Raw genomic sequence first — 26,022 nt, 5'->3', positions numbered from 1 at the left:
TTTGCGAAAACTGGTGATATCAACGCTTCGCTGCAACATGGCTGCTGTTTCGGCGTCTGAAATTCCCCTATCAAGGGAAAATCTTCATTTTCTTGCCGCAATCCTTGCCATTTGCTCGCATCAGCTTTGAACGGAGACCGTCCTGTCCATGATCAAGAAATTCATACTTCTGGCTGTCGCAGCAAGTTATCTCAGCGCTTGCACGACGACCGATCCTTACACCGGTGAACAGAAGGTTTCCAATACGGCCGGCGGCGCGGCGCTCGGCGCGCTGGGCGGTGCTCTCGTCGGCGTGGCTGTCGGCGGCGGTGGCCACGGCAAGCGTAATGCGGCGTTGATCGGCGCAGGCGTCGGAGCTCTCGCCGGCGGCGCGATCGGCAATTACATGGACCAGCAGGAATCCGAGCTTCGCGCCCAGCTCGAAGGCACCGGCATATCGGTGACCCGCAACGGAGACAACATCATCCTCAACATGCCGTCGAACATCACCTTCGACGTTGATCAGGACGCGGTGAAGCCCGGCTTCTATCCGACGCTGAATTCGGTGGCGATCGTGTTGCGCAAGTTCAACCGCACGCTGATCGACGTCAACGGCCATACGGATTCGACCGGCAGCCTGCAGCACAATCAGGACCTGTCGCAGCGCCGCGCACTTTCGGTCGCCGATTATCTCGGCGGCCAGGGCATCGACCAGCGCCGCGTCTCCGCCGTCGGTTTCGGCCCGTCGCAGCCCGTCGCTTCCAATGCGAGCGAGGCCGGCCGCGCGCAGAACCGCCGCGTCGAGATCCAGATCGCGCCGATCACGCAGGGCTGAACCAAATTTTCTGCCTGTGAAACGGCCGGGCTTAGCCCGGCCGTTTCTGTTAGTGCTGCATCGTTGCGCCCTTGGTGATCTTGTCGACGATCTTCTTTTCGGCGCGCAGCGCGATGCCGACCACCTTGGCGTCGTCGGGCGCAAATTCTGCGAAGACGGCGCGGTTGGCCGCGTCGTGGCCTGTCTCAAACATCTCCTCGATAAACAGCGAACTGGTGATATCGCGCTCCAGCGCGCGGCGGTGAACGGCTGACATCGTCGCCTCGTCGGCGGAGAGCACGATGATCGGCTGGATCGATAGGGGATTATAGAGATTGCCGGCGCGGTCCCTGTAGGCTTCGCCGATGATCTCGGGATGCCGGCCGGCGATGCCCGTCATCAGGAAGGCGGTGACGTTCAGCTTCTGCCAGCCGGCAAGATTGTTTCGCAGGACGACGGCAATTTTGGTATCAAACATCGGACGGTCTTTCACCTATCTACGGGTTATGGAGTATCGGGCGCGTTGAACCAGGACTTACATCCGCAGGTCTTCGAAGGTCTTGAACGTTTGTGCGCGGGACCATCCGGCAACGCCATCCTAGCTGCGCCGGCCTTTCCCGGCATCGAGCGCATCGAGGCGCAGTTCTCAGGCAATGCTTTCGAGCCGCACCGGCACGACACCTATGCGCTCGGCGTGACGCTGAAGGGGGTTCAGACCTTCCGCTATCGCGGCGAGCGGCGCTTCAGCCTGCCGGGTCAGGTGATCGTGCTGCACCCCGATGAGGAACATGACGGCGGGGCGGGGACGGAGGATGGGCTGCAGTACCGCATGCTCTATCTGGAGCCGTCGCTGCTTCTTGAATGCCTGAAGGCCGATGGCGTCGGCCTGCCTTTTGTCGATGAACCCGTGATCGGCGATCCGGCGCTGGCGGGCGTGCTGCTGGCAGCACTCGGCGAACTTAACCGCGAACTGGACGCGCTTTTCGTCGACGATTTCGTATCGCGGGTGACGGGCGGGCTGTCGCGGCATGCGCGCATGCCGCGACAGCCGCTGGGCCTTATCGCCTGGCGGCAGGCGCAGGCGGCACGGGATTATCTCGAGGCGCATGCGACCCGGGCTGTGAATTCCGGCGAGCTTGAGGCGGTGACGGGTCTCGACCGTTTTGCGCTGTCGCGGCATTTCCGGGCAGCCTTCGCCACCAGCCCGCATCGCTACCTCCTGATGCGTCGGCTGCAGCGAGCCCGGGCGATGATCGGCGCGGGCGAGGGGATTTCCGATGTGGCGGCGGCGACCGGCTTTGCCGACCAGAGCCATCTCAACCGCCATTTCAAGAAGGCCTATGGCATGACGCCCGGCCAATGGGTAGCACTCGCGCACAATCTCACGCAGGGCACTAGAGCAATTCCAGGAAAAGTGTGAAGCGGTTTTCCGTTCGGAATTGCGTAAAAACAAAAACTTAGAGCGGTTCTGCGTTTCCATGAAAAGCTGAACCGCTCTAGACAGGATTTTCCGCAAGGCCGGAACGGCGCGCGATGAAACGGGCGAGCATCGGGCCGATCATCAGGATCACGAGAAAACGGCCGGTCTGCATTGCCATGACGAATGGCACGTCGACATCACTGGAGGCGGCGATGATGGCGACGGAATCGGCGCCACCGGGGCTGGTGGCGAGATAGGCGGTCAGCGGGTCTATGCCGGCGAAGATGTGAAGCGCCACCGCCATGCAGCCACAGAGCGCCATCAGCAGCACGATGCAGGCCGATACCCTCGGCAGGGCGCGCGCCACGTGCTTGAGGATCGAGCGGGTGAAACGCAGGCCGATGCTCCAGCCGACCAGGGCATAGGCGATGGCGAGCAGCCACATCGGTAACTCAATTTTCAGGAGGCCCATGCCCTGCAGCAAGGCGCCGAGAAAGAGCGGCACGATGATCGTGCCGCCTTGGAGGCGCAGGCGCCGGACGCCATAAGCACAAAAGGCGGCAAAAGCCATCGTCGCTGCAAAGGCTGGCCAGTCGATCTCGGGAAAGAGGACGAGCGGCGGCGGCTCGGCGCCATCGGCTGCCACCCACAGGCGCGAGATCACAGACGCGCCGACAGCGACGAAGACGACGCGCAGATACTGCATGAAGGCGACGAGACGGGCATCGGCGCCATAGGCTTCCGACATGATGACCATGGCGGAGGCGCCGCCCGGCGAGGAACCCCAGACCGCGGTCGTCCCAGGCAGCACTTGCCAGCGCGTCAGCAGCCAGCCGAGGCCGGTGGCGATGGCGATGACCGAGAAGATGAACAGCAGGAAGAGCGGTGCGTCCTTCGCCATGGTTCCGAGAATGTCAGGGGTGATGGTGCGCGCCATCATCAGGCCGACCAGAACCTGGCCGAATTGCAGCGGCCAGAAGGGCACGCGTAGCTTTCCCTTGCCAACGGTCAGCGCCAGCGCAATTGCCGCGACCATCGGTCCGATCAGCAGCGAGGCCGGCAGGGCGAAGAGTTCGAAGAAGATGACGAGAGCGGTCGAAAGTGCCAGCAGCAGCGCCCATTTCGGCAGGCCGGCATCCCGCAGCAGGCGGCTCGCGTCGCTGAATGACATGATCCCCGTATCTTTCCTGGCCGGCGCCAAGCCTTGAGGCTGAAGTTGGGAGGGGCTCCGGCATGACGAAAAAAGGCCGGCTACGAGAGCCGGCTGCGCGGGTCCGCTATAGGCGGGGGAAGACGAGCGGTCAATTGCGAAATCTGGCGTCTCGGCGCCTTAGGTGCGAACTTGATTCATGCGGCCGCTCTAAGCCATTGTTTTTATCCATCTTACCTCCGAAGCCGCTGCACGGTTTAGGCGAGGTACCGTCAGAAACGTACATGGCCGGCGAGAAAATCAAGCAGGGCGCGTACACGCGCCGGCAGATGGCCGCCCTGGCCCATATAGAGGGCGTAGAACTCCTCGATGTCGCCGGGATTGGCCTCTTCGAGCACCGGCACCAGGCGGCCGGCATCGATATCGGCGCGCACGGTGAAGGCGGCGAGCCGGGCAAGGCCGGCACCTGACAAAGCGAGGTGGCGCATGGCTTCGCCGTCTCCCACCTGCAGGCCCGGGGTGATCGGGATCGTTACCGTTTCGCCACCTTCGCGCAGCGGCCAGCCCTCGATGGCCCGGGCGTAGGAAAAACCGATGCGGCAATGGTGGCTAAGATCGGCGATCGTGCGTGGTTTGCCATGACGCGAGAGATAATCCGGCGATGCGGCGATGATCTTGCCAGTAGCGCCGAGCTTGCGGGCGATCAGGCTGGAATTCTTCAAGGGGCCGGCGCGGATTGCGACATCGGCGCGCTCCTCCATCAGATCGACTATCTTGTCGGTATGGGAAATATCCAGCGTTATGGCCGGATGAAGCGCCATGAAGGCCGGCACGAGCGGCGCCAGCACATGGTTGCCGAAAGAACCGCTGGTGTTGATGCGGATGCGGCCTGAGGCCTGTTCGCCTGTCGATGCCTGACGTTCAGCCTCGGCGATATCGGCAAGGATGATGATGCAGCGCTCATAGAAAGCACAGCCTTCCGGCGTCAATTGCAGCCTGCGGGTGGAGCGGTTGACGAGGCGGGCGCCGAGGCGTGTCTCCAGCCGGGCGAGGAGTTTGCTGACAGCCGACGGCGTCATGCGCCGGGCCGTGGCCGCCGCAGAAAAGCCGCCGCGCTCGACGACGCTGACGAAGACTTCCATTTCGCCGGAGCGGTTGATGTCCTGACGGCTCATGATGAATTCAAGTCACAGATGATTTGCTGATAGGCAATCTATATCATCGAATGCCCGGGGTCTATCTCATAGGAAAGCTAAGGAGACAGATTCATGGACTATAGAAATCTCGGAGCCTCCGGGCTCAGAGTGCCGGTCTTGAGCTTCGGCACGGGCACATTCGGCGGCAGCGGGCCGCTATTCGGCGCCTGGGGCAATACCGATGTCGAGGAAGCGCGGCGGCTCGTCGACATCTGCCAGGAAGCCGGCGTCAATCTCTTCGACACGGCCGACGTCTATTCGGCCGGCGCGTCCGAACAGGTGCTCGGCCAGGCGATCCGTGGCCGGCGCGACGCTGTGCTGATCTCAACGAAGACGGCGCTGCCGATGGGCGAGGGGCCGCAGGACTGGGGAACGTCGCGGGCGCGGTTGATCCGCGCGACCGAGGATGCGCTCCGCCGGCTCGGGACCGACTATATCGACCTGCTGCAGCTTCATGCTTTCGATGCCTCGACGCCGGTCGAGGAGGTGCTCTCGACGCTCGATGGGCTCGTCGCGGCAGGCAAGATCCGCTATATCGGCGTTTCCAATTTTGCTGGCTGGGAACTGATGAAGTCGCTCGCCGCCGCCGAGCGCCACGGCTATCCCCGTTATGTCGCCCATCAGGTCTATTATTCGCTGGCAGGGCGCGATTACGAATGGGAGCTGATGCCGCTCGGCGCCGACCAGGGTGTGGGAGCCCTCGTCTGGAGCCCGCTTGCCTGGGGACGGCTGACCGGCAAGATCCGCCGCGGCCAGCCGTTGCCCAAGGCAAGCCGGCTGCACGAGACGGCGCAATACGGCCCGCCCGTCGACGACGAGAAGCTGTTCGACATCGTCGAGGTCCTGGACGCCATCGCAGGTGAGACCGGCCGGACGGTGCCGCAGATTGCCATCAACTGGCTGCTTGGCCGGCCGACAATATCGAGCGTTATCATCGGCGCCCGCAACGAGGAGCAGCTCAGGCAGAACCTCGGCGCGGTCGGCTGGAACCTCGCGAGGGAGCAGATCGAAAGGCTCGACGCGGTCAGCACTGTCACGGCGCCCTATCCCTATTTTCCCTATCGCAGGCAGGAGGGTTTTGCGCGGCTCAATCCGCCGATTGTCTGAGGTGCGAGGCGGCGACCTTGGCTATAGCAACCACCTATAACAAAAGGGGAATGAAATCTTCTGCCAATCTTAACTGGACAGCCGCTTTGACTTGCCGCATACCCAGCCTGCTGCATAATTCCTTAAATCGGAATCGATTTAAGGATGAAATTATGCAGCAATTCTAGAGTCCTACAGCGTCCTTTGCGCGGCTGAAAAGACGCGCGGCGCTGTAGCCTGCGGGACACGATATGGTTTCTGCGGAATGGCAGGGAGATCAAGGGATGGCGCTGAAGGACGCGAAGGCGGGCACACGCAACGAGGCGGGAATTGCCGCGGTGCTCGGCATTCTCAAGCAGAGCTTCGGCGAGCGTTTCCAGACCGGCCAGTCCTTCCGCGAACAGCATGCCCATACGACCACCTATATCCCGCCGCAACTGCCCGACGGGGTGCTTTTTGCTGAGAGCGCCGAGGATGTGAAGGCGGCGGTCAGAGCCTGTGCGACCCACAAGGTGCCGGTGATCGGTTTCGGTGTCGGTACCTCGCTGGAGGGGCAGGTGAACGCCGCCAATGGCGGCATTTCGATCGATTTCAGCCGCATGAACCGGGTGCTTGAGGTCAACCCCGAAGATCTCGATTGCACCGTCGAACCGGGTGTGACACGCGAGGCGCTGAACATCCACCTGCGCGATACCGGCCTGTTCTTCCCGATCGATCCCGGCGCTAACGCCTCAATCGGCGGCATGGTCTCGACGCGGGCCTCCGGCACCAATGCCGTGCGCTATGGAACGATGAAGGACAATGTGCTTGCCGTCACCGCCGTCACTGCCAATGGCGAGGAGATCCGCACGGCCCGGCGCGCCCGTAAATCCTCGGCGGGCTACGATCTGACGCGGCTTTTCGTCGGCGCCGAGGGCACGCTTGGCATTCTGACCTCGGTGACGCTGCGCCTGCAGGCGATCCCGCAGAAGATCGCCGGAGGGGCCTGTGCCTTTCCGAGCATCAAGGCCGCCTGCGATGCCGTCATCATGACGATCCAGATGGGCATTCCGGTGGCGCGCATCGAGCTGCTCGACACGGTGCAGATGCGGGCCTGCAACGCCTATTCAAAGCTTTCCTATGCCGAAAGCCCGACGCTGTTCCTCGAATTCCACGGCACCGACGAGACGGTGCCGCTGCAATCGGCAGCCTTTGCCGAGATCGCCGCCGAGTGCGGCGGCGGCGAATTTCTATGGACCGCCAATGCCGAGGAGCGGACGAAGCTCTGGAAGGCGCGCCACGACGCCTATTGGGCTGCAAGGGCGCTGGCGCCTGGGCTTGCCGCACTTTCGACCGATGTTTGTGTTCCGATATCCAGGCTCGCAGATTGTGTTTCCGAAACGCAGGTGGATATCGAGGAGCACGGGCTGTTGGGGCCGATCGTCGGCCATGCCGGCGACGGGAACTTCCATGTGCTGCTGTTGTTCGACGACAGAAGTGCCGAAGATATCGCCAGGGCTGAGAGCTTCGTGCAGCGACTCAACCAGCGGGCGCTCAACCTGGACGGGACATGCACCGGTGAACACGGGATCGGGCAAGGCAAGATGGCGTTTCTGGAACAGGAACTCGGCGGCGCGGTGGATCTGATGCGACAGGTGAAACAGGCGCTCGATCCGGACGATATCTTCAATCCCGGCAAGATTTTCCACCATGGCTGAAAACGGAACATTCTCATGAACTTGGGCCTTGCCCCCGGCATGAATAGCGCTAGAACAAGATGATGTTAGGCCGGCTCGCCCCGAAATCTGAAACCTGTTCTCAATTAAAGAGTTAGAGCATGATGTCGTCCGAAAACCGCTCACACTTTTCGGCATCATGCTCTAGTGTCGGCAACAGAATCCCGAATGGAGACGCTTTGCATTGGTAGGCCGGTTCCTCGTCTTTCTGGGGGGAGTGATCGTCGTAGTGCTGTTTGTGGCGCTGCTTGCGCCGCTGTTCATCGACTGGACGGATTTCCGCAAGAATTTCGAGGATCAGGCAAGCCGCATCATCGGCAAGAAGGTCACCGTCTACGGCACGGTGGATGCGCGCCTGCTGCCGTTCCCGTCGGTGACGCTGCATGACGTGCGCGTCGGCCAGGAAGCGGACGGCACGCCGATCGTCAGGGTCGAGCAGTTCTCCATGGATGCGGAGTTGGCACCTTTCCTGTCGGGCGAAGCGCTGATCTTCGACATGCGCGTCGTCAATCCGAATGTGCGCTTGAGATTGCTCAAGGACGGCACGCTCGACTGGATGCGTGGCAGCCGCGCGGAGATACCGGCAAGGACCGTCGTTCTCGAAAACGTGCATGTCAGCGGCGGCGAAGTCGAATTCATCGACGATCAGTCGGGTCGCTCGCGTCGCATCACCGGCCTCAACGCGGAAATGTCGGCAAAGTCGCTGGCCGGCCCCTGGCGCATCGAGGGCGACGCTGCGCTCGACGGCGAGCACGGCGGCTTCTCGATATCGAGCAGTCAGCCGGACGAGAAGGGCGTGCTGCGCATGCGCACAAGGCTTTCTCCGGACAAGCACCCTGTCAGCATCGATCTCGACGGCGAGCTGAAGCTCGTCGACAGCAAGCCGAACTATCAGGGCCAGCTTTCGGCAGCGATCGAGATCCGCAACAGCGCCAAGCCCGCCAATAAGAAAGAACAGCCGCCGCGCGTCAAGGGCCGCTTCGAGCTCACCAACGAACGCATCCGCATCCCGGAATACCGGATGGAGATCGGCCCGACGGACGATCCCTATGTCATAACCGGCGAGGCGACTCTCGATACCGGCAATGCGCCGGAATTCCTGCTGACCGCCGACGGGCAGCAGATCGACGTCAACCGCATCGGCAATCACGGCGCGGCGGGCAAGACGACACGGGATCCGGCGGTTTCGGCGCGCCAACGGCTGAATTCGCTGATCGATATCGTCGCGCAGGTGCCGATCCCGCAGGTGCCGGGCAAGGCGAGCGTCAAATTGCCGGCGATCGTCGCCGGCGATACGACGCTGCGCGACGTGCAGCTGGAGCTCGAACCGGCCGGCACCGGCTGGATGATCGACAGCGCCACCGGCACGCTGCCGGGGCGCACGCAAGTGGAAGGCAAGGGCAAGCTCCTGCTTCAGGGCGAACCTTCGTTCAACGGCCAGATCGTGGTGGCCTCCAGCCAGCCGACGGGGCTTGCCTCCTGGCTTGCCGGCTCGGTCGATCCGGCCATCCGGCAATTGCGGCAGGCGGGCTTTTCCGCCAATGTCAGCCTGACGCATGAATTGCAGCGTTTTGAAAACCTCGAGATTGCCATCGGACCGGCGACGCTGAAGGGTCGGCTGGAGCGCCAGGCAATCTCCGACCAGACGCCGACGCTATCGGTGGCGCTGAACGGCGATACGCTCGATCTCGACGCGCTGCAGGCGCTGAGCGGGCTCATGACCGGCCAGGATGCCGGCGACAATGTGCTTGACCACAAGATCGCCGCCCAGCTCAAGGCCGGCAAGTTCACTGCCTTCGGCGTCAGTGCCGAGGATGTCGAGACCACGTTTACCATCGCCGATGGGGCGCTTGCCGTCGATCGGCTGTCGATCAAGAATATCGCCGGCGCCGAGCTGACGGCGACGGGCAGGGCGGAAGGTTCGTTGCTCGATTACAAGGGCGCGGGCGAAATCACCTTCAAATCGGCCGATCCCGGCGGCTTCTTCACCATGCTGCGCGAGCACCTGCCGCATCACCCTGTGCTCGACCGGTTAGTGCGCAACGCCGGCTGGTACGGTAATACGGCACTCCGCGGCGCGCTGACGCTCGGCGGCGACGAGGGCGACGCGCTGACGGTGACGCTTGCCGGTGTGGCAAACGGCAGCCGCGTCAATCTCGACTACCGCATGTCCGACCTCTTGGCGCTGACCGGCAATGGCACGACGAGCCTGGAGGCGACGCTCGAAAACGCCGTGCCGTCCATCCTGTTCGGCCAGGCCGGGCTCGACCCGCTGCCGGTCGATGTCGGCGCCAACGGCCGTCTGACGCTCAAGGTGAAGGCATCCGGCAACGATCCCGCCGATGCGGCGCTGACCTTTGCGACCGACCGGACCTCGTTCATGGCCAACGGCAAGGTCGATGTCCGACCGGAGACCTTCATGAACGGCCAGATCGCGCTTTCTCTCGACAGCGCCGATATCGACCCCTATCTCATCATGAACGGCATCGCTCTGCCACAGACCGCAACCGGGCTGCCGTTCGGCCTCCAGGTCAATGCCGCCGTCGACAGCGACAAGATCGTCTTTTCCGATCTCAAGGGACATGCGGCCGACAACGAATTTTCCGGTGCGCTAACCTTCGACAGGAAGGCTGCGAAGACGACTGCGAGCGGCGGGCTGACACTCTCCAAGGCCGATGCCGGCTGGCTCGGCGAAGCGGTGTTCGGCCAGATCGTCGATCCCGCCAATGGTCAGCTGACGACGGCGCCGCTGGGGCTACCCATCTTCAAGGATCTCGACGTCAACGTGAAGCTGACGGCCAAGGAGTTCTGGCCCGGCCTGCCGGAAACGGCGGTGTCCGACTTCACCAGCAACGTCGCCTACAAGGGCGACGAGCTGCAGCTCAACGACATGGCCGGTAACTGGGATGGTGGAAAGCTCTCCGGCAACCTGCTCTTCACCAATGCCAACGGCACAGGTTTCCTGCAAACGAAGATTGCGCTTGCCGATTCCGATCTGTCCGGCGTCGTCTGGCTGCGCGACGGCGCGCCGATCGCCAACGGCAAGTTCGGGTTGTCGCTGTCGATGGAGGCCTCGGGCAAGACGATCGGCGAGATCGCCAGCTCGCTCAATGGTTCGGGCGAGTTGAGGCTCGGCGAAACCAGCATACGCGGGTTGAACCTTGCCGTCCTTCCGCCGCTGCTTGCCGCGACCGATACGATGCAGGAGCAGATCAATGCCGGCAAGGTGCATCCGATCGTCGAGACGCTGCTCAGCAACGGCGAGGCGAAGCTGCCGCCGCTCGGCATCCCCTTCAACATCGCCGACGGGACGCTGAGGGTGCAGAATGTCACCGTCGCCAACGATCTCGCCCGCATCACCGCCGATGCGCAGATCGCGCTGCCGGAAGAGCGGATCAGCGCGACGCTGGGTGTCGGGTTTAATCCTGGCACGGAAGCGCTTTCTGGCGCCGAGCCTGCGCTCCGGCTGAATTTTTCCGGCATGCTGCCGTCGCCCGGCAAGACGATGGATGTGACCGATATCACCAGCTATCTGTCGCTGCGCGCCTTCGAGCGCGAGCGCCGGCGTGTCGAGCGGCTGCAGGCGGTCGTGCTCGAAAAACAGCGGCTGCGCCGCGAGGTGGCGCTCTACCGGTTCAACGACGCCGAGCGCATCAAGGCGGCCGAGATTGAGCAGCAACGGCAGGCGGAGGAAGAGCGGCTGCGGGCGCTGGCGCAGAAAGCAGCCGCTGAGAAGGCTGCTGCCGAGGCGGAGGCCGCACGCGCGGCGGAAGCCAAAGCGAAGGCGGATGCAGATGCGCAGGCGAGGGCCGCAGCCGAGGCGGAAGCAGCACGGCGCAGTGGGCAAGCGCAGCCCGGTCCGCTCAATTTCGATCAGGTGCCGGGCGTTCAGGCGCAGTGAAAGCGCGTAGAATTTGATTCATGCAAGACGCTTCAGGTCTTTGTTTTCATTGATGTCGCCCCAAATCGCGACGCGATTTTGAGCAACATGCATCAAGGCTAGTGGCCGGCGCCCGCCTTCAGCCAGGAAAGCACATGCAGCCGCAGCGCCGAGGACAGGTTGCTGTCCGGTGGGCGGTGGTCGTCGATTTCGGAGATCAGGGCGGCGAGCGGTATCGAACGGGCTGCGGCAATCGTCTTCAGCTCGGTCCAGAACTCATCCTCCAGCGAGAAACTGGTGCGGTGGCCGTGCAAGGTCGCCGAATGCTTGCGGATCATGGAGCCTTCACATCCCAGGTAGAGCACAGCGCGCCCGAGACGACGCGTTCAGGACGTTCTATCAAATTAAGCGTGGGTTGGCAGATCGATTCAAGGAAAGGGCGCAAGTGGCTGATCGCAGAATCCATTCCGGCTTTTCACGCTTTGCGTGAAAGCGTCACGCGCCGTCGTCATCCGTCTCGATCCGGCCGTCGCGATGGGCTTTGTCGGCCTTGTCGTTCAGGCTGCGGGTCAGCTGTTTCTCGGTCTTGGTGCGGCCGAAGGAGATGCGGTTCTGCTCGGCCTGCTTCTCCTTTTCGGAGCGAGCCTGCTTCTTGCGGAACTGGCGCAGATTGATGATTTCGGCGCTCATGCGATTACCTGGATTCCCTATGAAGAAGGGAGGCTTGGCCTCCCTTCAAATCACTGCTTCTTGCGGAAGGAGTCGAGCGAGACGACGGAACCCGGTTTCTTCTCTTCACCGTCGGCGGGTTTTGCGCCTGCGGCGTCATCGGGCTTTCCAGCCGCATCCACCGGATAGGCGGTGATTTCGCCGGACGGCAATTCCTCGCCATCGGCGAGCGGCACGTCGAATTCGAGCTCGAAGTTGACGGAGGGATCGTAGAAGCCGCGGATCGCATTGAATGGGATGACCAGCTTTTCCGGAACGTCAGAGAAGGAAAGGCCGATCTCGAAATGCGTCTCGGTGATCTTCATGTCCCAGAACTGGTGCTGGATGACGATGGTCATCTGCTCGGGGTATTTCGACTTCAGGTGCTGGGAGATGCGCACGCCGGTGGCGCCCGTGAGGAAGGTGATGAAGAAGTGATGATCACCGGGCAGGCGGCCCGTCGCTGCGACTTCCGCCAAAACCTTGCGGATGACGCCGCGAAGTGCATCCTGTGCCAGAATGTCGTAGCGGATATGATCCTGCCCCATGCTTTTCCTGTCTTTCGTCGGTTCGGAAGTCTTTTCACAAGGTTATATGCCACGTCCGGGCGCCTTGGGAAAGACCGGAGCCGAGTCACGTTTTTAAGCAGCATACATGATTTCGGCGGCAGGGAGAAGGTGAAGGCTTCTGTTGCCAGGTGCCTTCGGACCCCGCCTAGAGGTGCGAACCACTAGGACTTTGATTGAAGTGTCACACCGCGATTAAGCAGCGAGACGAGCTTCCGCATAGTTGTCGTTTGCAACTACAATTTTAGCCCGATAACGGCGGTACAATGCCGAGCAAAAAGACGATCTTTACACCCTTGTCGATCCTGTTTCGCCCCCATCAAAAGCCGGCCTTTAAGACCGCCGGTTTTTGGTGGAGGCGCCGGGTACCGCCCCCGGGTCCAATAGGTTTATTACACCGCTCATTTATCGCCATAGCCGACCCGAAAGCCGGCAAGGCTGATATAGTGGTTTCCTCAGCCCAAGGAAAGGGCAAACGTCATAAAAGCGTTATGCGACCCATCAGAAACATTGGGAAAATGCCTGCCGGTGATTGGTTTCCCAGTTCCGAAGGCTTAAATTAGCCGAAACGGAATCAGCGCGACATGAAGCAATATCTCGATCTCTTGAATCATGTGATGGAAAAGGGCTCCGACCGGGGCGACCGCACCGGCACCGGCACGCGCTCGGTCTTCGGTTACCAGATGCGCTTCGATCTCGAAGAAGGCTTCCCCGTCCTTACCACGAAGAAGCTGCATCTGCGCTCGATCATTCACGAGCTTTTATGGTTCCTGAAGGGCGAGACAAATATCCGCTATCTCAAGGAGAACGGCGTTTCGATCTGGGACGAATGGGCGGATGCAAACGGCGATCTCGGGCCGGTCTACGGCGCCCAGTGGCGCTCTTGGCCAGCGCCCGACGGCGGCCATATCGACCAGATCGCCAATCTGGTCAAAGGCATCGTCAACAACCCGAATTCGCGCCGCCACATCGTTTCGGCCTGGAATCCGGCCGAAGTGGACGAAATGGCGCTGCCGCCCTGCCATTGCCTATTCCAGTTCTATGTGGCCGACGGCAGGCTTTCCTGCCAGCTCTACCAGCGCTCGGCCGATATCTTCCTCGGCGTGCCGTTCAATATCGCCTCCTATGCGCTACTGACGATGATGGTGGCTCAGGTGACCGGACTGAAGCCTGGCGACTTCGTGCACACGCTCGGCGACGCCCATCTCTATCACAACCATTTCGACCAGGCGAAGCTGCAGCTGGCGCGCCGGCCGAAGCCGCTGCCTTTCATGCGAATCAATCCTGATGTGAAGGATATTTTCGGCTTCACTTTCGACGATTTCGAGCTGATCGGCTACGAGGCCGATGCCAGCATCAAGGCGCCGATCGCCGTCTGATCCGGGATATTCCATGGCCGACATCCGCAGGACCATTATCGCCGCCGTTGCTCGCAACGGCATTATCGGCCGCGACGGCGATATGCCGTGGCGGCTTTCGAGCGATCTCAAGCGCTTCAGGGCGCTGACATTGGGAAAGCCTGTCGTGATGGGCCGCAAGACTTACGATTCGATCGGCAAGCCGCTGCCGGGACGGCCGAACGTCGTCATTTCGCGGCAAGCGGCGATAGACCATGCTGATGTCAGCATGGTCCATTCGCTGCCCGAGGCGATGACGGTGGCCGACAGGCTGGCGCTCGAAACCGGCGTCGACGAAATCTGCATTCTCGGCGGCGGGCAGGTCTATGCCCAGGCGATCGGTCTTGCCGACCGGATGTGCATCACGCATGTCGAGGCCGATCTCGACGGAGACGCTTCGTTTCCCGTGATCGATCCCGACATCTGGCAGGCGGGGGAGGCGATCGCGGTTCCGGCCGGCGAAAAGGACAGTTATCCCACGCGTTTCATCGTCTACGAACGCCGTCGCGCCTGAAAATGAACTATTTTCCAATTAAATTGACCAAGTTTCTCACGCTGCGTTGAAAGCCGATGCGGCGATACCTATAACGGTCACCAACGCGTCCGCCGGTCAGCCCCCACGGTTTCGGATGCGTCGCGACTTAACGAACAACGAGGTTTTGATGCCCTGGAGCAATCAGAATGGCGGCGGCGGCCCTTGGGGCGGCGGCGGCGGTAATAATCAGGGACCATGGGGACAGGGGCCGAACCGGCCGCGCGGTGGCGGCGGCAAGGGCGGACCGCCTGATCTGGAAGATATCATTCGGCGCGGCCAGGACCAGCTGCGCAACATCATTCCCGGCGGCTTCAACGGCGGCGTGGCGGTGATCGTCGTGGCGATTTTCGCCGTCTTCTGGCTGATCCAGTGCATTTACGTCGTGCAGCCGGACGAACGCGGCGTCGAACTGCGGTTCGGCCAGCCGAAGGACGAGATTTCCATGCCGGGCCTGCATTTCCACTTTTGGCCGATGGAAACCGTGGAGACGGTGAAGGTGACCGTACAGCAGCTGAACATCGGGGCGACTTCGGCCTCGTCTTCGAACGGCCTGATGCTGTCCAGCGACAAAAGCGTGATCAACGTGCAGTTCGCGGTCTTCTATACCGTCAGCGATCCCAAGGCCTATCTCTTCAACGTCGAAAATCCGGCGGAGACTCTGCAGCAGGTATCCGACAGTGCCATGCGTGAGATCGTTGGCCGTCGTCCGGCGCAGGACGCCTTCCGCAGCAATCGTCAGCCGATCGAAGTGGACGTGCTCAATATCCTGCAGGACACGATGAACCGATATGGCGCGGGTGTGACCGTGACCGGCGTGACGATCCAGAACGTGGCGCCGCCGCGGGAAGTCGCCGACGCTTTCGAAGAAGTGCAGCGTGCCGGCCGTGACCGCGACAGCACGATCGAAGAGGCCAATCGCTACACGAACCAGAAGCTCGGCCAGGCGCGAGGTGATGCGGCCAGAATCCGTGAAGATGCAGCCGCCTACAAGAACCGTGTCGTGAAGGAGGCGGAAGGTGAAGCGCAGCGATTCACAGCGATCAACGACGAATATTCCAAGGCGCCCGACGTGACCCGCAAGCGGCTGTATCTCGAAACGATGGAGCAGGTGCTGAAGAATTCCCGGAAGGTCATCATCGACGAGAAGCAGGGCGTTCTGCCCTATCTGCCGCTCAATGAGCTTGGCAAGCCGGCGCAGCAGGGAGGTTGAGTCATGACATCGAACAGACTTCCCATCATTCTCATCATCCTCGCCATCGTTTTGGTCGGGCTTTATTCGTCCATCTTCGTGGTGAATGCACGTGAGCAGGCCATCGTCGTCCGTTTCGGCCAGATCCAGTCGGTCAAGACCGAGCCTGGCATTTATTTCAAGCTGCCCTTCGGCTTCATGGATGCCGACCGCGTTCAGCTGGTCGAAAAGCAGGCGCTGAGGCTCGATCTCGACAATATTCGCGTTCAGGTCCAGGATGGCCAGACCTTCGACGTCGATGCCTTCGTGATATATAACATCTCGGATGTTCGCCGCTTCCGCGAAACGGTATCGGGCGATCGCGAAGCCGCGGAAGCGCGGTTGAGAGCGCAGCTCGATTCATCGCTTCGTCGCGTCTACGGTCTGCGTGACTACAATGCCGCGCTCTCGGAAGAGCGTGTCGCGATGATGCTGGAGATTCGCGACGACCTGCGCACCGATGCCGAAAATCTCGGCCTGCATATAGACGACGTTCGCATTCGCCGCACCGACCTTTCGCCGGAGGTTGCGCCCAACACCTATAATGCCATGCGTTCGGAACGCCTCGCCGAGGCCGAGCGTATCCGTGCGGAGGGCAATGAGGAAGGCCAGCGGCGGCGTGCCATCGCCGACCGTCAGGTCGTCGAGCTCACCGCAGGCGCCCAGCGCGATGCGGAGATCCTTCGAGGCCAGGGCGATGCGGAACGCAACCGCGTCTTCGCCGAAGTCTTCAGCAAGGATCCAGCCTTCTTCGAGTTCTATCGCTCGATGGCGGCCTATTCCTCCGCTCTCTCGTCGCAGGACACGACGCTGGTGCTGTCGCCGAATTCGGAATTCTTCCGCTATTTCGACAATGCCGCCGGCACACTGCAGCCGGCAAATCCGGCCGCACCAGTTCCGGCAGTTCCCGGCGCAGCTGCTCCCGCAGCACCGGCCCAGCCGACGAACTGACAGCAGGAAAACCACCCCGACAATCCTGGAAGGGCCGGCCCGAGCGCCGGCCCTTTTTTCGTGGAATGATTGAGACGATCCGGCTTTTGCGAGGCCACGTCGCATTGCACGGGGATTTCGCGAAAAGGTGATTTCACCCTCCATCATTCCGCCTTATGCTGGTGCTCAATGTGCGCATGTACCCCTTATGAGGAAGCTTGATGGCCCCCACGAATCGCTCGCCCTTCAGACGAACGCTCGCGCTTATGGCCAGCGCTGCAATTCTTGCGCATGCCGGCATGAACGGGGTCGCCTATGCGCAAACCGCGCCTGAGACGACCGCACCCGGGGCTACTGCACCCGCTCCGGCTACTCCGGAAACGGCTGCTCCCGCTCCTACGCCTCCCGCACCCGCCGCGCCGGAGCAGACCGCTCCGATCCAGGCCGCCGTCCCCAACACCGGCCCGGCTTCCGTCGCCGATCTCGCCGAAGGGCTGCTCGACGCCGTGGTCAACATCTCGACCTCGCAGAAGGTGAAGGACGATGAGGGCGCCGGTCCGGCGCCGCGCGCCCCCGACGGCTCGCCTTTCCAGGAATTCTTCAACGACTTCTTCAACAAGCAGCAGGGCAACAAGGGCGGCAACCACAATGTCAGCTCGCTTGGCTCCGGCTTCGTCATCGATCCGGCCGGCTATATCGTCACCAACAATCACGTGATCGAGGGCGCCGACGATATCGAGATCAATTTCGCCAATGGTTCGAAGCTCAAGGCGAAGCTGATCGGCACGGATACGAAGACCGATCTCTCGGTGCTGAAGGTCGAGCCGAAGACGCCGCTGAAATCCGTGAAATTCGGCGATTCCAGCGAGATGCGCATTGGCGACTGGGTGATGGCGATCGGCAATCCGTTCGGCTTCGGCGGTTCGGTGACGGTGGGCATCATTTCCGGGCGCGGCCGCAACATCAATGCCGGCCCCTACGATAACTTCATCCAGACGGATGCGGCGATCAACAAGGGCAATTCGGGCGGTCCGCTCTTCAACATGAAGGGTGAGGTGATCGGCATCAACACGGCGATTATCTCGCCGAGCGGCGGCTCGATCGGCATCGGCTTCTCGGTGCCCTCGGAGCTTGCTTCCGGTGTCGTCGAGCAGCTGCGCCAATATGGCGAGACGCGGCGCGGCTGGCTCGGCGTGCGCATCCAGCCGGTCACCGACGATATCGCCGACAGCCTCGGGCTTGACACGGCCAAGGGCGCACTGGTCGCCGGCGTCATCAAGGGCGGTCCCGTCGACGACGGCTCGATCAAAGCGGGCGACGTCATTTTGAAATTCGACGGCAAGACCGTCAGCGAAATGCGCGACCTGCCGCGCGTCGTGGCGGAAAGCACGGTCGGCAAGGAAGTCGACGTCGTGGTGCTGCGCGACGGCAAGGAACAGACTGTCAAGGTGAAGCTCGGCCGGCTCGAGGACAGCGATCAGGCGGCTGCATCCGGCGATTCAGCACCCGATGGCTCGCAGGACGATGGCGTGATCACTCCGGATCCCGGCGAGAACAATGACATGGACCAGCCGGATTCCGGCGATCAGGCAAAGCCTGCACCTGATACACCCGACCAGCACAAGGGCCAGGTGTCGCCGGATGCGGCCATGCCGAAGAACGTGCTCGGGCTGTCGCTGTCGCTGTTGAGCGCCGAGACCCGCAAGGCCTTCGGCATCGCCGAGAGCGTCGATGGTGTCGTCGTGACGGAAGTGACGCCCGGCTCGGCCTCGGCTGAAAAGGGGCTGAAGCCCGGCGACGTGATCGTCGAGGTGGCGCAGGAGTTCATGAAGTCGCCTGATGCGGTCGCCGCCAAGGTGCAGGCGCTGAAACAGGAAGGCCGCCGCAACGCCCAGCTGATGATCGCATCGGCGAATGGCGATCTGCGGTTCGTGGCGGTGCCGATGGAATGAGAAAAGCCATGGCGGTGATGGATGCCGCCGTGGTCTCCGATTCTCCCTCACACTTGTGGCATCGCAAAGCCCTGAGGGCACTGATAACGAGGAGGGGGTGTGCCGTGTGATACCCCCCTCTGCCCTGCCGGGCATCTCCCCCACAGGTGGGGAGATCGGCAGGAAGCCATGCCTCGCCCTAAATTTGCGGTTCACGCTACGGCCACTTGTCTGGGGAAGCCATTGCGCCCAGCTGATCTCCCTCCTTGTGGGGGAGATGCCCGGCAGGGCAGAGGGGGGTGCCGCAGGCGCTGCCACAGCGGAAAGCAGAGGGTGTGCCTGGCGCGGCATCGCTTCAAACCGTCACGAAATCCGTCTTCCGATAGCCCTGGATATAGAGCAGGGCGGTCAGGTCGCCGTGGTTGATGCGCATCTGCGCTTCGGCGGCAACAGTTGGCTTGGCGTGGAGCGCGACACCGGAGCCGGCAAGGTGCAGCATGCCGAGATCGTTGGCGCCGTCGCCGACGGCGATCGCCTCTTTCGGCGAAATGCCGAGGCGAGCCGCAATTTCGTTCAGCGCATCGACCTTCGCCTGTTTTCCGAGGATCGGTTCGGCGACGAAACCGGAGAGAATACCGCCGTCTTCGAGCAGCGTGTTGGCGCGGTTTTCATCGAAGCCGAGGGTGGCGGCGATGCGGCTGGTGAAGACGGTGAAGCCGCCGGAGACAAGCGCGGTGTAATGGCCTTTCGACTTCATGGTGGCAAGAAGTTCCGGGCCGCCCGGGGTCAGCGTGATGCGCTTGGCGATCACCTCGTCGACGACCGATATCGGCAACCCCTTCAGCAGGGCAACACGCTCACGCAGGGCAGGCTCGAAAGCGATCTCGCCGTTCATGGCGCGGGCGGTAATGGTGGCGACCTTCTCCTTCAGGCCGACTTCGGCGGCCAATTCATCGATGCATTCCTGACCGATCATCGTCGAATCCATGTCGGCGATCAGCAGCTTCTTGCGGCGGGTCTCTTGCTCCTGGATGACAAGGTCGATGGGCGCGCTTGCTATGATGGCAAGGATATTGGCCTCGGCCGCCTGTGCATCCGTGCCGTCGCGCAGCGCGATGTCGCAGGCGATGCCGTCGGCCAGCCAGTAGAGGCCGGAAGCGTTGACCGCCTCGGCCGCTTGTTCGGCGATCTTGGGTGTCAGCACGGGATTTGACGGATTGGCAACAAGCGTGGCAACGAGGGCCATGATGGAAAACCTTCTGAGCACAGTGAACGCGATCCTGATAACCGGGCCGACCGCCAGCGGCAAGTCCGCACTCGCCGTCGAATTGGCCAGACGCCATGACGGTGCGGTCGTCAACGCCGACAGCATGCAGGTCTACGACACGCTGCGGGTGCTGACTGCGCGGCCGTCAGAGGAGGAGATGCAGGGCGTGCCGCATCATCTTTACGGCCACGTGCCGGCAGGTGCGGCCTATTCTACAGGCGCCTGGCTGCGGGATGTCTCGGCACTACTGCCGGCGCTCAGGGACGCAGGACGGCTGCCGGTCTTCGTCGGCGGCACGGGACTTTACTTCAAGGCGTTGATCGGCGGGCTCTCCGATATGCCGGAGATACCGGAGGTGCTGCGGGAGAGACTCAGGACGCGGCTGCTGGAGGAGGGGCCGGACGGACTCCATGCCGAACTCGCCGAGGCCGATCCCGCCATGGCGGCAAGCCTCAACCGCCAGGACGGGCAGCGGATCGTCCGGGCGCTGGAGGTGATGAAGGCGACGGGACGGTCAATCGCCGATTTCCAGGGCCGGGCGGGGCCGGTGGTGATTGACGCCGATGAGGCCCGCAAGATCGTCGTGCTGCCGGACAGGGCTGTGCTGCATCAGCGCATCAACGGGCGTTTCGAAAAGATGCTGCAGCAAGGTGCCGAAGACGAGGTACGGGCTCTGCTTGCGCTCGATCTGCCGGGCGAGGCGCCTGTAATGAAGGCAATCGGCGTGTCGCAGATTACGGCGATGCTGAGGGGCGAGATGACGCGCGGCGAGGTGTTGGAGAAGGGTGCTGCGGCGACGCGGCAATATGCCAAGCGGCAAATGACATGGTTCCGCAACCAGATGGACGACAGCTGGGAACGGCTGACGGTTTAGGCTTCAGCTCGTTGCGGGCCTCCCGCTTGAAACATCTGCTGGCTCAGCAGTTTGACGAGTTCGCCGACCGCGGCCTGTAACTGGTCCGGCATAAATCCGCCGAAGCCCAGCATCAGGCCGCGACGCGCCGGCTGCGTGGCATACATCGGGGAAATCGCCCGCACGGCGAGGCCGGCCGAGAGGGCACGGGCTGCGAGTTGCACGTCGTCGACCTCTTCGGGCAGCCATAGAAGAATATGCATACCCTGGTCGCTCTCCTGGACGCGGCAGCCCTCAGGCAAGCCCCGCTCGAGCGCCGAGAGCAGAACAGCGCGGCGTTCGGCATAGAGGCCGCGGATGCGCCGGATATGCGCTTCGAAATAACCTTCCCGCATGTAGGCCGCCAGAACGTGCTGTTCGGCGATCGGCGAATGCCGGTCGAGAATGGCGCGGGCGCCGGCAAAGGCTTCTGCGAGCGGAGGAGGGGCGATGACGTAGCCGAGGCGCAGGGAAGGAAAGAGCACCTTGCTGAAGGTGCCGAGATAGACGACGCGTGACGGACGCAACCCTTGCATCGACGGAAACGGGTGTCCGGCATAACGCAGCTCGCTGTCGTAATCGTCCTCGACGATCCAGGCGCGATTTTGGTCGGCCCAGGCGATCAAGGCATTGCGCCGCGCCATGCTGAGCGGCATCCCGATCGGATATTGGTGCGACGGGGTGACGAATGCGGCGCGCGCCTGGGGACAGAGCTCGAGGCCCCGTTCCACGTTCATTCCCTGTGCATCGACTGGCAGGCGGTGCGTCCGGACGCCGAGATCGTCAAGCACTGCCGTCAGGCCGGGATAGGCCGGGTCCTCGGCCCATACCGGATCGTCACGCGAGAGAAGAACCCGGCCCGCCATATAGAGGCCTTGCTGGGTGCCTGACGTGACGATGATCTGTTCCGGCTCGCAATGAACGGCCCGCGCGCGCCGGACGTGGTCGGCAATGGCAAGCCTGAGTTCGAGCAAGCCCATGGGGTCGTGGTAACCCGAAGGTGCGGCCGGCCGCGACGCTCGCACGCGGTTGCCGAGACGGCGCCAGTTGTCGTCGGGCGCAATACCGCAAGCCGGGACGGCGATGGCGAAGGGAACGGGTGGGTGCGGGGTGAGCGCACGGGCGATGGCGATCAGCCGGCCAGCCTGGGAAGGCAGATCGACGGCATCCGCGGTAGACGGCACTGCCGGTGCAAGCGGGGGCGGGGGCGTGGTGTCCATCAGATCGGCGGCAACACGGGTTCCGGCTCCGACCCGCGCTTCGAGATAGCCTTCGGCAGTCAATTGATCGAACACCTCGACGACGGTGCCGCGCGCGATCTTCAGCGAATCCGCAAGGCTGCGCGTTGAAGGAAGGCGTTCGCCTGACCTCAGTTCACCACGGGCGATTGCATTCCGCAGGGCCTGCGCAAGCTGGCGGCCGACGTTAGCCGTTCGATCGATCGCGTTGAGCGATGGGATTTCGATGGTGCTGCGCCGTTTAGACATCGCAAAATGGTCCATAGAGATTCTTCAAAAATGGCGCTTTACGATGAACCAATTTCCGAGGAAAAGGAAGCAGATTGGCGGCTCTCCGATGGCGCATTCTTCGCCTTCGGGGTCGTGCCGTGCGCGGGCGCAAACTTCTGGAAAAACGCAAATGCAGGATCTTCTCGTCGTCTACATCGCCTACGCAATCGCTGCAGGCAGTCCCGGACCGAGCAACATGGCCATCATGAATGTGGCGATGCGGCAAGGGCGTCGACCGGCGCTCGCCCTTGCCGCCGGGGTCATAACGATGTCGACATGCTGGGGGCTGGTGGCGGTCACCGGCATCTCGACACTCCTGGTCCGCTATGCCCATGCCCTGCTGTTCCTTAAGATCGCAGGCGGATTGTACCTCCTCTGGCTCGCCTGGAGGGCGGCCCGCTCGGCAGTTGCCCCGGATGGGCCCGAAAGCGAGGCCGTCCGGCCTGCCGCGCAACTCGGCGCGCTCTATCGTCGCGGCGTTCTGATGCATCTCGGCAATCCGAAGGCGGTTCTGGCCTGGGTGGCGATCATGTCGCTCGGCCTCAAGCCCGGCGCTTCGCCGGAGATGGCCGTCACGGCCTTCGGCGGCTGCGTGTTCTTGGGGATCTCGATATTTGCCGGCTATGCCGTGCTCTTCTCGACGGCAACGATGGTGCGCGGCTACGCCCGTGCGCGGCGGTGGATCGAGGGCAGTCTCGCCGTCTTCTTCGCGGGCGCCGGATCGCGCCTTCTGTTCTCACATTGACCGGATTTTCAGGATCGCATCATGTCTGTCGCTTCTCCGTTTCATGGTCTTTCGGCCTTTCCGCCCACGCCCGCCGATAGGGATGGCCGGGTCGACACCGAAGCCCTCGGCCGTCTGCTGGAACGCCTGTGTGATGCAGGCGTGGCTTCGATAGGCCTTCTTGGCAGCACCGGGATCTATGCCTTTCTCACACGCGAGGAGCGACGGCGAGCCGTCGAGGCTGCGGTCGAGTGCGTTCGCGGTCGTATTCCGATCGTCGTCGGCGTCGGTGCTCTGAGGACAGACCATGCCCGGAGCCTGGCGAAGGATGCCGAGGCCGCCGGTGCAGATGCTCTTCTGCTTGCGCCGGTATCCTACACGCCGCTGACCCAGGACGAAGCCTACGAGCATTTCCTGGCGGTCACCGAGGCGGCGAAGCTGCCGCTTTGTATCTACAACAATCCCGGCACGACCCACTTCACCTTCAGCCGGGATCTTCTGCAGCGCCTCTCCGATATCGAGACGATCAGCGCCGTGAAGATGCCTCTGCCTGCTGACGGCGATTTCGCAGACGAGTTGGCGGCATTGCGAGAGAAGACCAGGCTTGCGATCGGCTACAGCGGCGACTGGGGCGCGACCGAAGCGCTGCTTTCAGGTGCCGACGCCTGGTACAGCGTCATCGGCGGCTTGCTTCCGCACGTCGCTCTTGCCCTGAGCAAGGCCGCGATTGCGGGCGAGGGCGGCGAAGTGCGTCGGCTCGATGGTCTCCTCGAGCCGCTCTGGCAAACGTTCAAGGCGTTCGGAAGCCTTCGTGTGATCTACACGCTGGTCGACCTTCTTTCGCTCGCCAGGGCAGAGCTCCCACGCCCCCTCTTGCCGCTCGGGCCGACGGACCGACAGCGTGTGCTCGAGGTCGTCGAGCCTCTGATCGCTCTGGAGAGCCAGCTGAAGCGTCAATCCTTGTTGTAGAGGCTGCTCAGCGGTTTTTTCAGGATGCTTTCGCGCAGCGACGTGCCGGGCTCCCGGCGAGCGATCGCGGGCTGGTCCGCCGGCGGTGCCGGCCGGGGAAAGACCGGCTCGTCGCGGCGCATCTCGCGGCGGAGCGCGTCCAGCCGGGGATCGATCGCAGGTGACGTGGCCGGGTCCAGCCGCGGTGTCTGCGGCAGGAGTTCGCGGCGGTAGGATTCAAGCGGCGCGGAGGCGGGCGGCGCGGCGGAAGAGGCGGGCGGCGTGTATGGCTTCGCGTCAAGATCCTCGTCGGCTGCGTCGGTCTCTTCGAAACCTGCCACGGACGCGGCATAATTCTGCTGAAAATTCGAAATGTCAGGTCCGACGGTCACCGCCCGCATGCGGGTGACGATCTTGCGCAAATCGACCGTATCGGGATCTTCCTCGCTTTGCTTGCTGTTGGCGCTGCTCGCCTTCGGCAGGAGGTTTTCGTCGACGCGGGAAAAACGCATACGCATGGGCACGCTGATCGCCTCGCCAAAGGCGATCGCCTCGCCGTTGCCGATCGAGGAGATGAAGCTCGTCGTCGAGATCGACGAATTCGGGATGGCCGAGCGGATGATTTCCTGGTCGCGGTCGTTGGCAAGGCGCATGGCAAACAGCGTCGAACACTGCGAGAGGATCGTCTGGTCGAGCTCGCCCGGCCGCTGGGTGATGATGCCGAGCGAGACGCCGTATTTGCGGCCCTCCTTGGCGATGCGGGCGATTGCCTGGCGTGTCGGCACGAAGCCGAGGCTCGGATCGGAGGGGATGTAGCGGTGAGCTTCCTCGCAGACGACAAGCATGTGGATGGCGCCGTCGCTCCACAGCGCCACCTCGAAGGCCATGCGGCAGAGCACGGAGGCGACCGAATTGACGACCTCGGAGGGAATGCCGGCCAGTTGGAAGGTGCAGATCGGCCTGCCATCGCCGGGGATGCGGAAGATCTGCGCTATGGTTTCGGTGATCGTGTCGCTGATCGTGTTGTTGGAGAACATGAAGTGATAGCGCGGATCGTTGATCGCGGCGATGAGGCGCATCTTCAACGACCGCAAAGAGGGTTTTTCCGAGCGGCCTTCCAGGCGGCCGATGCGCTCGTCGATCAGCGCCAACAGATCGGCCATGCGGTAGGGAACCGGCGTATCGGCGGTAATCGAGCTTTTTTCCGTCGTGCGGCGAACCAGCGAATTGTCGCTGCCGCGGAAGGCGCGTTTGGCCTCCGGCAGGATATCGCGCAGCATGTCGAGTTCTTCCGGCACCGGCGGGCGTCCGCGGAAGACGACCTCGGCAAATTCCTCCAGCCGCATCAGCCAGAAGGGCAGATCAAGCGTATCCGTATCGATGGTGACGGCATGCTTGGGAAAGGCTGCGGCGAATTCGTTGTGCGGATCGAGGATCAGCACGCGCAGCTTCGGGTTCGCGGCGATCGCCTTGTGCAGCAGCAGCGACACGGCCGTCGACTTGCCGACGCCGGTGGAGCCGACGACGGCGAAATGCTTGGAGAGCATCGAGGGGATGTGGATCGCCGCATCGATACTTTCGTCCTGCGTCAGCTTGCCGATGACGGCGGTGGTGCCTTCGCCGGCATCGTAGATACGGATCAGGTCGGCGGCGCGGATGCGGTGGGCGATGGCGCCGAGATAGGGATAACGCGAGATGCCGGTCGAGAATTCCTCGGTTCCATCTTCATCGACGCGGACTTCACCGAGAAGCTCGGTCTCGATCCTGAAGGTATTGTCTTCGCCTTCACCCCAGGCATGGCTGCCGGTGTTCATCTGATAGACGAGGGCGACGACGCGGTTGCGGCCGACACTTATCGAAATCAGCCGGCCGACGGACCAGAGTTCGGTAAGATCGGTGCCGCCCTGTTCGGCAACGGCGGCAATCGTCGCCCTGGAGCCGCTGCATGCAACGACCCGGCCGAGAAAGCGATTTCCCGGCGCATGGCCATCGCGGCGATCATGCTCGCCTGCCTTGCCAGACGTGCGCAAGTCGTTGTTGAGCAAAGGGCTACTCCATGCGGTAGCGTATAAGAATAAAGTCGATCCTTTAACAAATCCTTCATCCTATCGATTTTCGGGGATGCGGGCGTGGGGCAGTTTTTTATTG

Annotated in this window: 22 protein-coding genes and 1 other RNA gene; 13 read left to right on the top strand and 10 right to left on the bottom strand. The window is 62.7% G+C overall.

All coding sequences use genetic code 11. The annotated features are described in order from the left end of the window. Window positions 1-148 precede the first annotated feature (148 nt). A complete protein-coding gene (locus OIU37_RS06790; RefSeq protein WP_129419950.1) occupies window positions 149-814 on the top strand; it encodes an OmpA family protein in 666 nt (221 codons plus the stop codon). 49 nt (window positions 815-863) lie between these two features. Here OIU37_RS06790 and OIU37_RS06785 read toward each other — a convergent pair whose 3' ends face one another. Continuing rightward, on the bottom strand, window positions 864-1,271 hold the full coding sequence (locus tag OIU37_RS06785) for a DUF2000 family protein (RefSeq protein ID WP_240602836.1): 408 nt from the start codon (window positions 1,269-1,271) through the stop codon (window positions 864-866). 45 nt (window positions 1,272-1,316) lie between these two features. Here OIU37_RS06785 and OIU37_RS06780 point away from each other — a divergent pair, with 45 nt between their 5' ends. Further along, the gene (locus OIU37_RS06780; RefSeq protein ID WP_264256635.1) at window positions 1,317-2,213 is read left to right on the top strand and encodes an AraC family transcriptional regulator; all 897 of its coding nucleotides are present in this window, start codon (window positions 1,317-1,319) and stop codon (window positions 2,211-2,213) included. A gap of 76 nt (window positions 2,214-2,289) precedes the next feature. Here the strand turns inward: OIU37_RS06780 and OIU37_RS06775 are convergent, their stop codons facing one another. Both OIU37_RS06775 and OIU37_RS06770 read right to left on the bottom strand, forming a co-directional pair. Further along, window positions 2,290-3,384, bottom strand: coding sequence for an AbrB family transcriptional regulator (locus tag OIU37_RS06775; protein WP_264256633.1), 1,095 nt, complete (start codon window positions 3,382-3,384; stop codon window positions 2,290-2,292). A gap of 251 nt (window positions 3,385-3,635) precedes the next feature. Continuing rightward, window positions 3,636-4,538: a LysR family transcriptional regulator gene (locus OIU37_RS06770; protein ID WP_264256631.1), complete on the bottom strand. Its 903-nt coding sequence runs from the start codon at window positions 4,536-4,538 to the stop codon at window positions 3,636-3,638. A 93-nt stretch (window positions 4,539-4,631) separates the two neighbouring features. Here OIU37_RS06770 and OIU37_RS06765 point away from each other — a divergent pair, with 93 nt between their 5' ends. The 3 genes from OIU37_RS06765 (at window position 4,632) to OIU37_RS06755 (ending at window position 11,261) form a co-directional block, all read left to right on the top strand. Beyond that, on the top strand, window positions 4,632-5,666 hold the full coding sequence (locus OIU37_RS06765; RefSeq protein ID WP_264256629.1) for an aldo/keto reductase: 1,035 nt from the start codon (window positions 4,632-4,634) through the stop codon (window positions 5,664-5,666). A 263-nt stretch (window positions 5,667-5,929) separates the two neighbouring features. Then, window positions 5,930-7,342 carry an FAD-binding oxidoreductase gene (locus OIU37_RS06760; RefSeq protein WP_264256628.1) on the top strand — a complete coding sequence of 471 codons (1,413 nt, stop codon included), beginning with the start codon at window positions 5,930-5,932 and terminating at the stop codon, window positions 7,340-7,342. A 202-nt stretch (window positions 7,343-7,544) separates the two neighbouring features. Beyond that, entirely contained in the window at window positions 7,545-11,261 is a 3,717-nt protein-coding gene (locus OIU37_RS06755; RefSeq protein ID WP_264256626.1) for an AsmA-like C-terminal region-containing protein, read from the top strand. Between the two features lie 98 nt (window positions 11,262-11,359). Here the strand turns inward: OIU37_RS06755 and OIU37_RS06750 are convergent, their stop codons facing one another. The 4 genes from OIU37_RS06750 to ssrA all read right to left on the bottom strand — a co-directional run bounded on the left by OIU37_RS06750 (window position 11,360) and on the right by ssrA (window position 12,987). Then, window positions 11,360-11,578 carry a ribbon-helix-helix domain-containing protein gene (locus OIU37_RS06750; protein WP_171604029.1) on the bottom strand — a complete coding sequence of 73 codons (219 nt, stop codon included), beginning with the start codon at window positions 11,576-11,578 and terminating at the stop codon, window positions 11,360-11,362. A gap of 157 nt (window positions 11,579-11,735) precedes the next feature. Next, window positions 11,736-11,930, bottom strand: a complete 195-nt coding sequence (locus OIU37_RS06745; protein WP_003541320.1) for a DUF4169 family protein — start codon at window positions 11,928-11,930, stop codon at window positions 11,736-11,738. Window positions 11,931-11,980: 50 nt separating this feature from the next. Then, complete coding sequence (locus OIU37_RS06740; protein WP_003541317.1) at window positions 11,981-12,496, bottom strand: SspB family protein; 516 nt, start codon at window positions 12,494-12,496, stop codon at window positions 11,981-11,983. A 128-nt stretch (window positions 12,497-12,624) separates the two neighbouring features. Further along, window positions 12,625-12,987: a transfer-messenger RNA gene (gene ssrA / locus OIU37_RS06735) on the bottom strand. Window positions 12,988-13,098: 111 nt separating this feature from the next. Between ssrA and OIU37_RS06730 the strand changes: the two genes are divergently transcribed. The 5 genes from OIU37_RS06730 to OIU37_RS06710 all read left to right on the top strand — a co-directional run bounded on the left by OIU37_RS06730 (window position 13,099) and on the right by OIU37_RS06710 (window position 18,556). Continuing rightward, entirely contained in the window at window positions 13,099-13,893 is a 795-nt protein-coding gene (locus tag OIU37_RS06730) for a thymidylate synthase (RefSeq protein ID WP_182209497.1), read from the top strand. A 13-nt stretch (window positions 13,894-13,906) separates the two neighbouring features. Then, window positions 13,907-14,425 (top strand): dihydrofolate reductase, encoded by a 519-nt coding sequence (locus OIU37_RS06725; RefSeq protein ID WP_264256610.1) that lies wholly within the window; start codon window positions 13,907-13,909, stop codon window positions 14,423-14,425. A 148-nt stretch (window positions 14,426-14,573) separates the two neighbouring features. Further along, the gene (gene hflK, locus OIU37_RS06720) at window positions 14,574-15,656 is read left to right on the top strand and encodes an FtsH protease activity modulator HflK (RefSeq protein WP_171604025.1); all 1,083 of its coding nucleotides are present in this window, start codon (window positions 14,574-14,576) and stop codon (window positions 15,654-15,656) included. 3 nt (window positions 15,657-15,659) lie between these two features. Continuing rightward, on the top strand, window positions 15,660-16,625 hold the full coding sequence (gene hflC, locus OIU37_RS06715) for a protease modulator HflC (RefSeq protein ID WP_171604024.1): 966 nt from the start codon (window positions 15,660-15,662) through the stop codon (window positions 16,623-16,625). A gap of 200 nt (window positions 16,626-16,825) precedes the next feature. Then, complete coding sequence (locus tag OIU37_RS06710; protein WP_180694600.1) at window positions 16,826-18,556, top strand: Do family serine endopeptidase; 1,731 nt, start codon at window positions 16,826-16,828, stop codon at window positions 18,554-18,556. A gap of 334 nt (window positions 18,557-18,890) precedes the next feature. Here OIU37_RS06710 and serB read toward each other — a convergent pair whose 3' ends face one another. Beyond that, complete coding sequence (gene serB, locus OIU37_RS06705) at window positions 18,891-19,781, bottom strand: phosphoserine phosphatase SerB (RefSeq protein ID WP_264256608.1); 891 nt, start codon at window positions 19,779-19,781, stop codon at window positions 18,891-18,893. Here serB and miaA point away from each other — a divergent pair. Beyond that, entirely contained in the window at window positions 19,780-20,676 is an 897-nt protein-coding gene (gene miaA / locus OIU37_RS06700; RefSeq protein WP_182209493.1) for a tRNA (adenosine(37)-N6)-dimethylallyltransferase MiaA, read from the top strand. The genes serB and miaA overlap by 2 nt on opposite strands. On the opposite strand, the gene OIU37_RS06695 is transcribed toward miaA, so the two are convergent. Beyond that, on the bottom strand, window positions 20,673-22,181 hold the full coding sequence (locus OIU37_RS06695) for a PLP-dependent aminotransferase family protein (RefSeq protein WP_264257456.1): 1,509 nt from the start codon (window positions 22,179-22,181) through the stop codon (window positions 20,673-20,675). The two genes, miaA and OIU37_RS06695, sit on opposite strands and share 4 nt — an antisense overlap. A 151-nt stretch (window positions 22,182-22,332) precedes the next feature. On the opposite strand from OIU37_RS06695, the gene OIU37_RS06690 reads away from it, so the two are divergent. Together OIU37_RS06690 and OIU37_RS06685 are read left to right on the top strand one after the other, a co-directional pair. Continuing rightward, the gene (locus tag OIU37_RS06690; protein WP_264256605.1) at window positions 22,333-22,947 is read left to right on the top strand and encodes a LysE family translocator; all 615 of its coding nucleotides are present in this window, start codon (window positions 22,333-22,335) and stop codon (window positions 22,945-22,947) included. Between the two features lie 21 nt (window positions 22,948-22,968). Then, window positions 22,969-23,895 carry a dihydrodipicolinate synthase family protein gene (locus OIU37_RS06685; RefSeq protein WP_264256604.1) on the top strand — a complete coding sequence of 309 codons (927 nt, stop codon included), beginning with the start codon at window positions 22,969-22,971 and terminating at the stop codon, window positions 23,893-23,895. On the opposite strand, the gene OIU37_RS06680 is transcribed toward OIU37_RS06685, so the two are convergent. After that, complete coding sequence (locus OIU37_RS06680; protein WP_264256602.1) at window positions 23,880-25,919, bottom strand: ATP-binding protein; 2,040 nt, start codon at window positions 25,917-25,919, stop codon at window positions 23,880-23,882. The genes OIU37_RS06685 and OIU37_RS06680 overlap by 16 nt on opposite strands. Between the last annotated feature and the right edge of the window lie 103 nt (window positions 25,920-26,022).

The organism is Rhizobium sp. BT-226, from assembly GCF_025847085.2.
GTDB lineage: Bacteria > Pseudomonadota > Alphaproteobacteria > Rhizobiales > Rhizobiaceae > Rhizobium > Rhizobium sophorae.
This window is presented reverse-complemented; position numbering and strand designations above follow the sequence as displayed.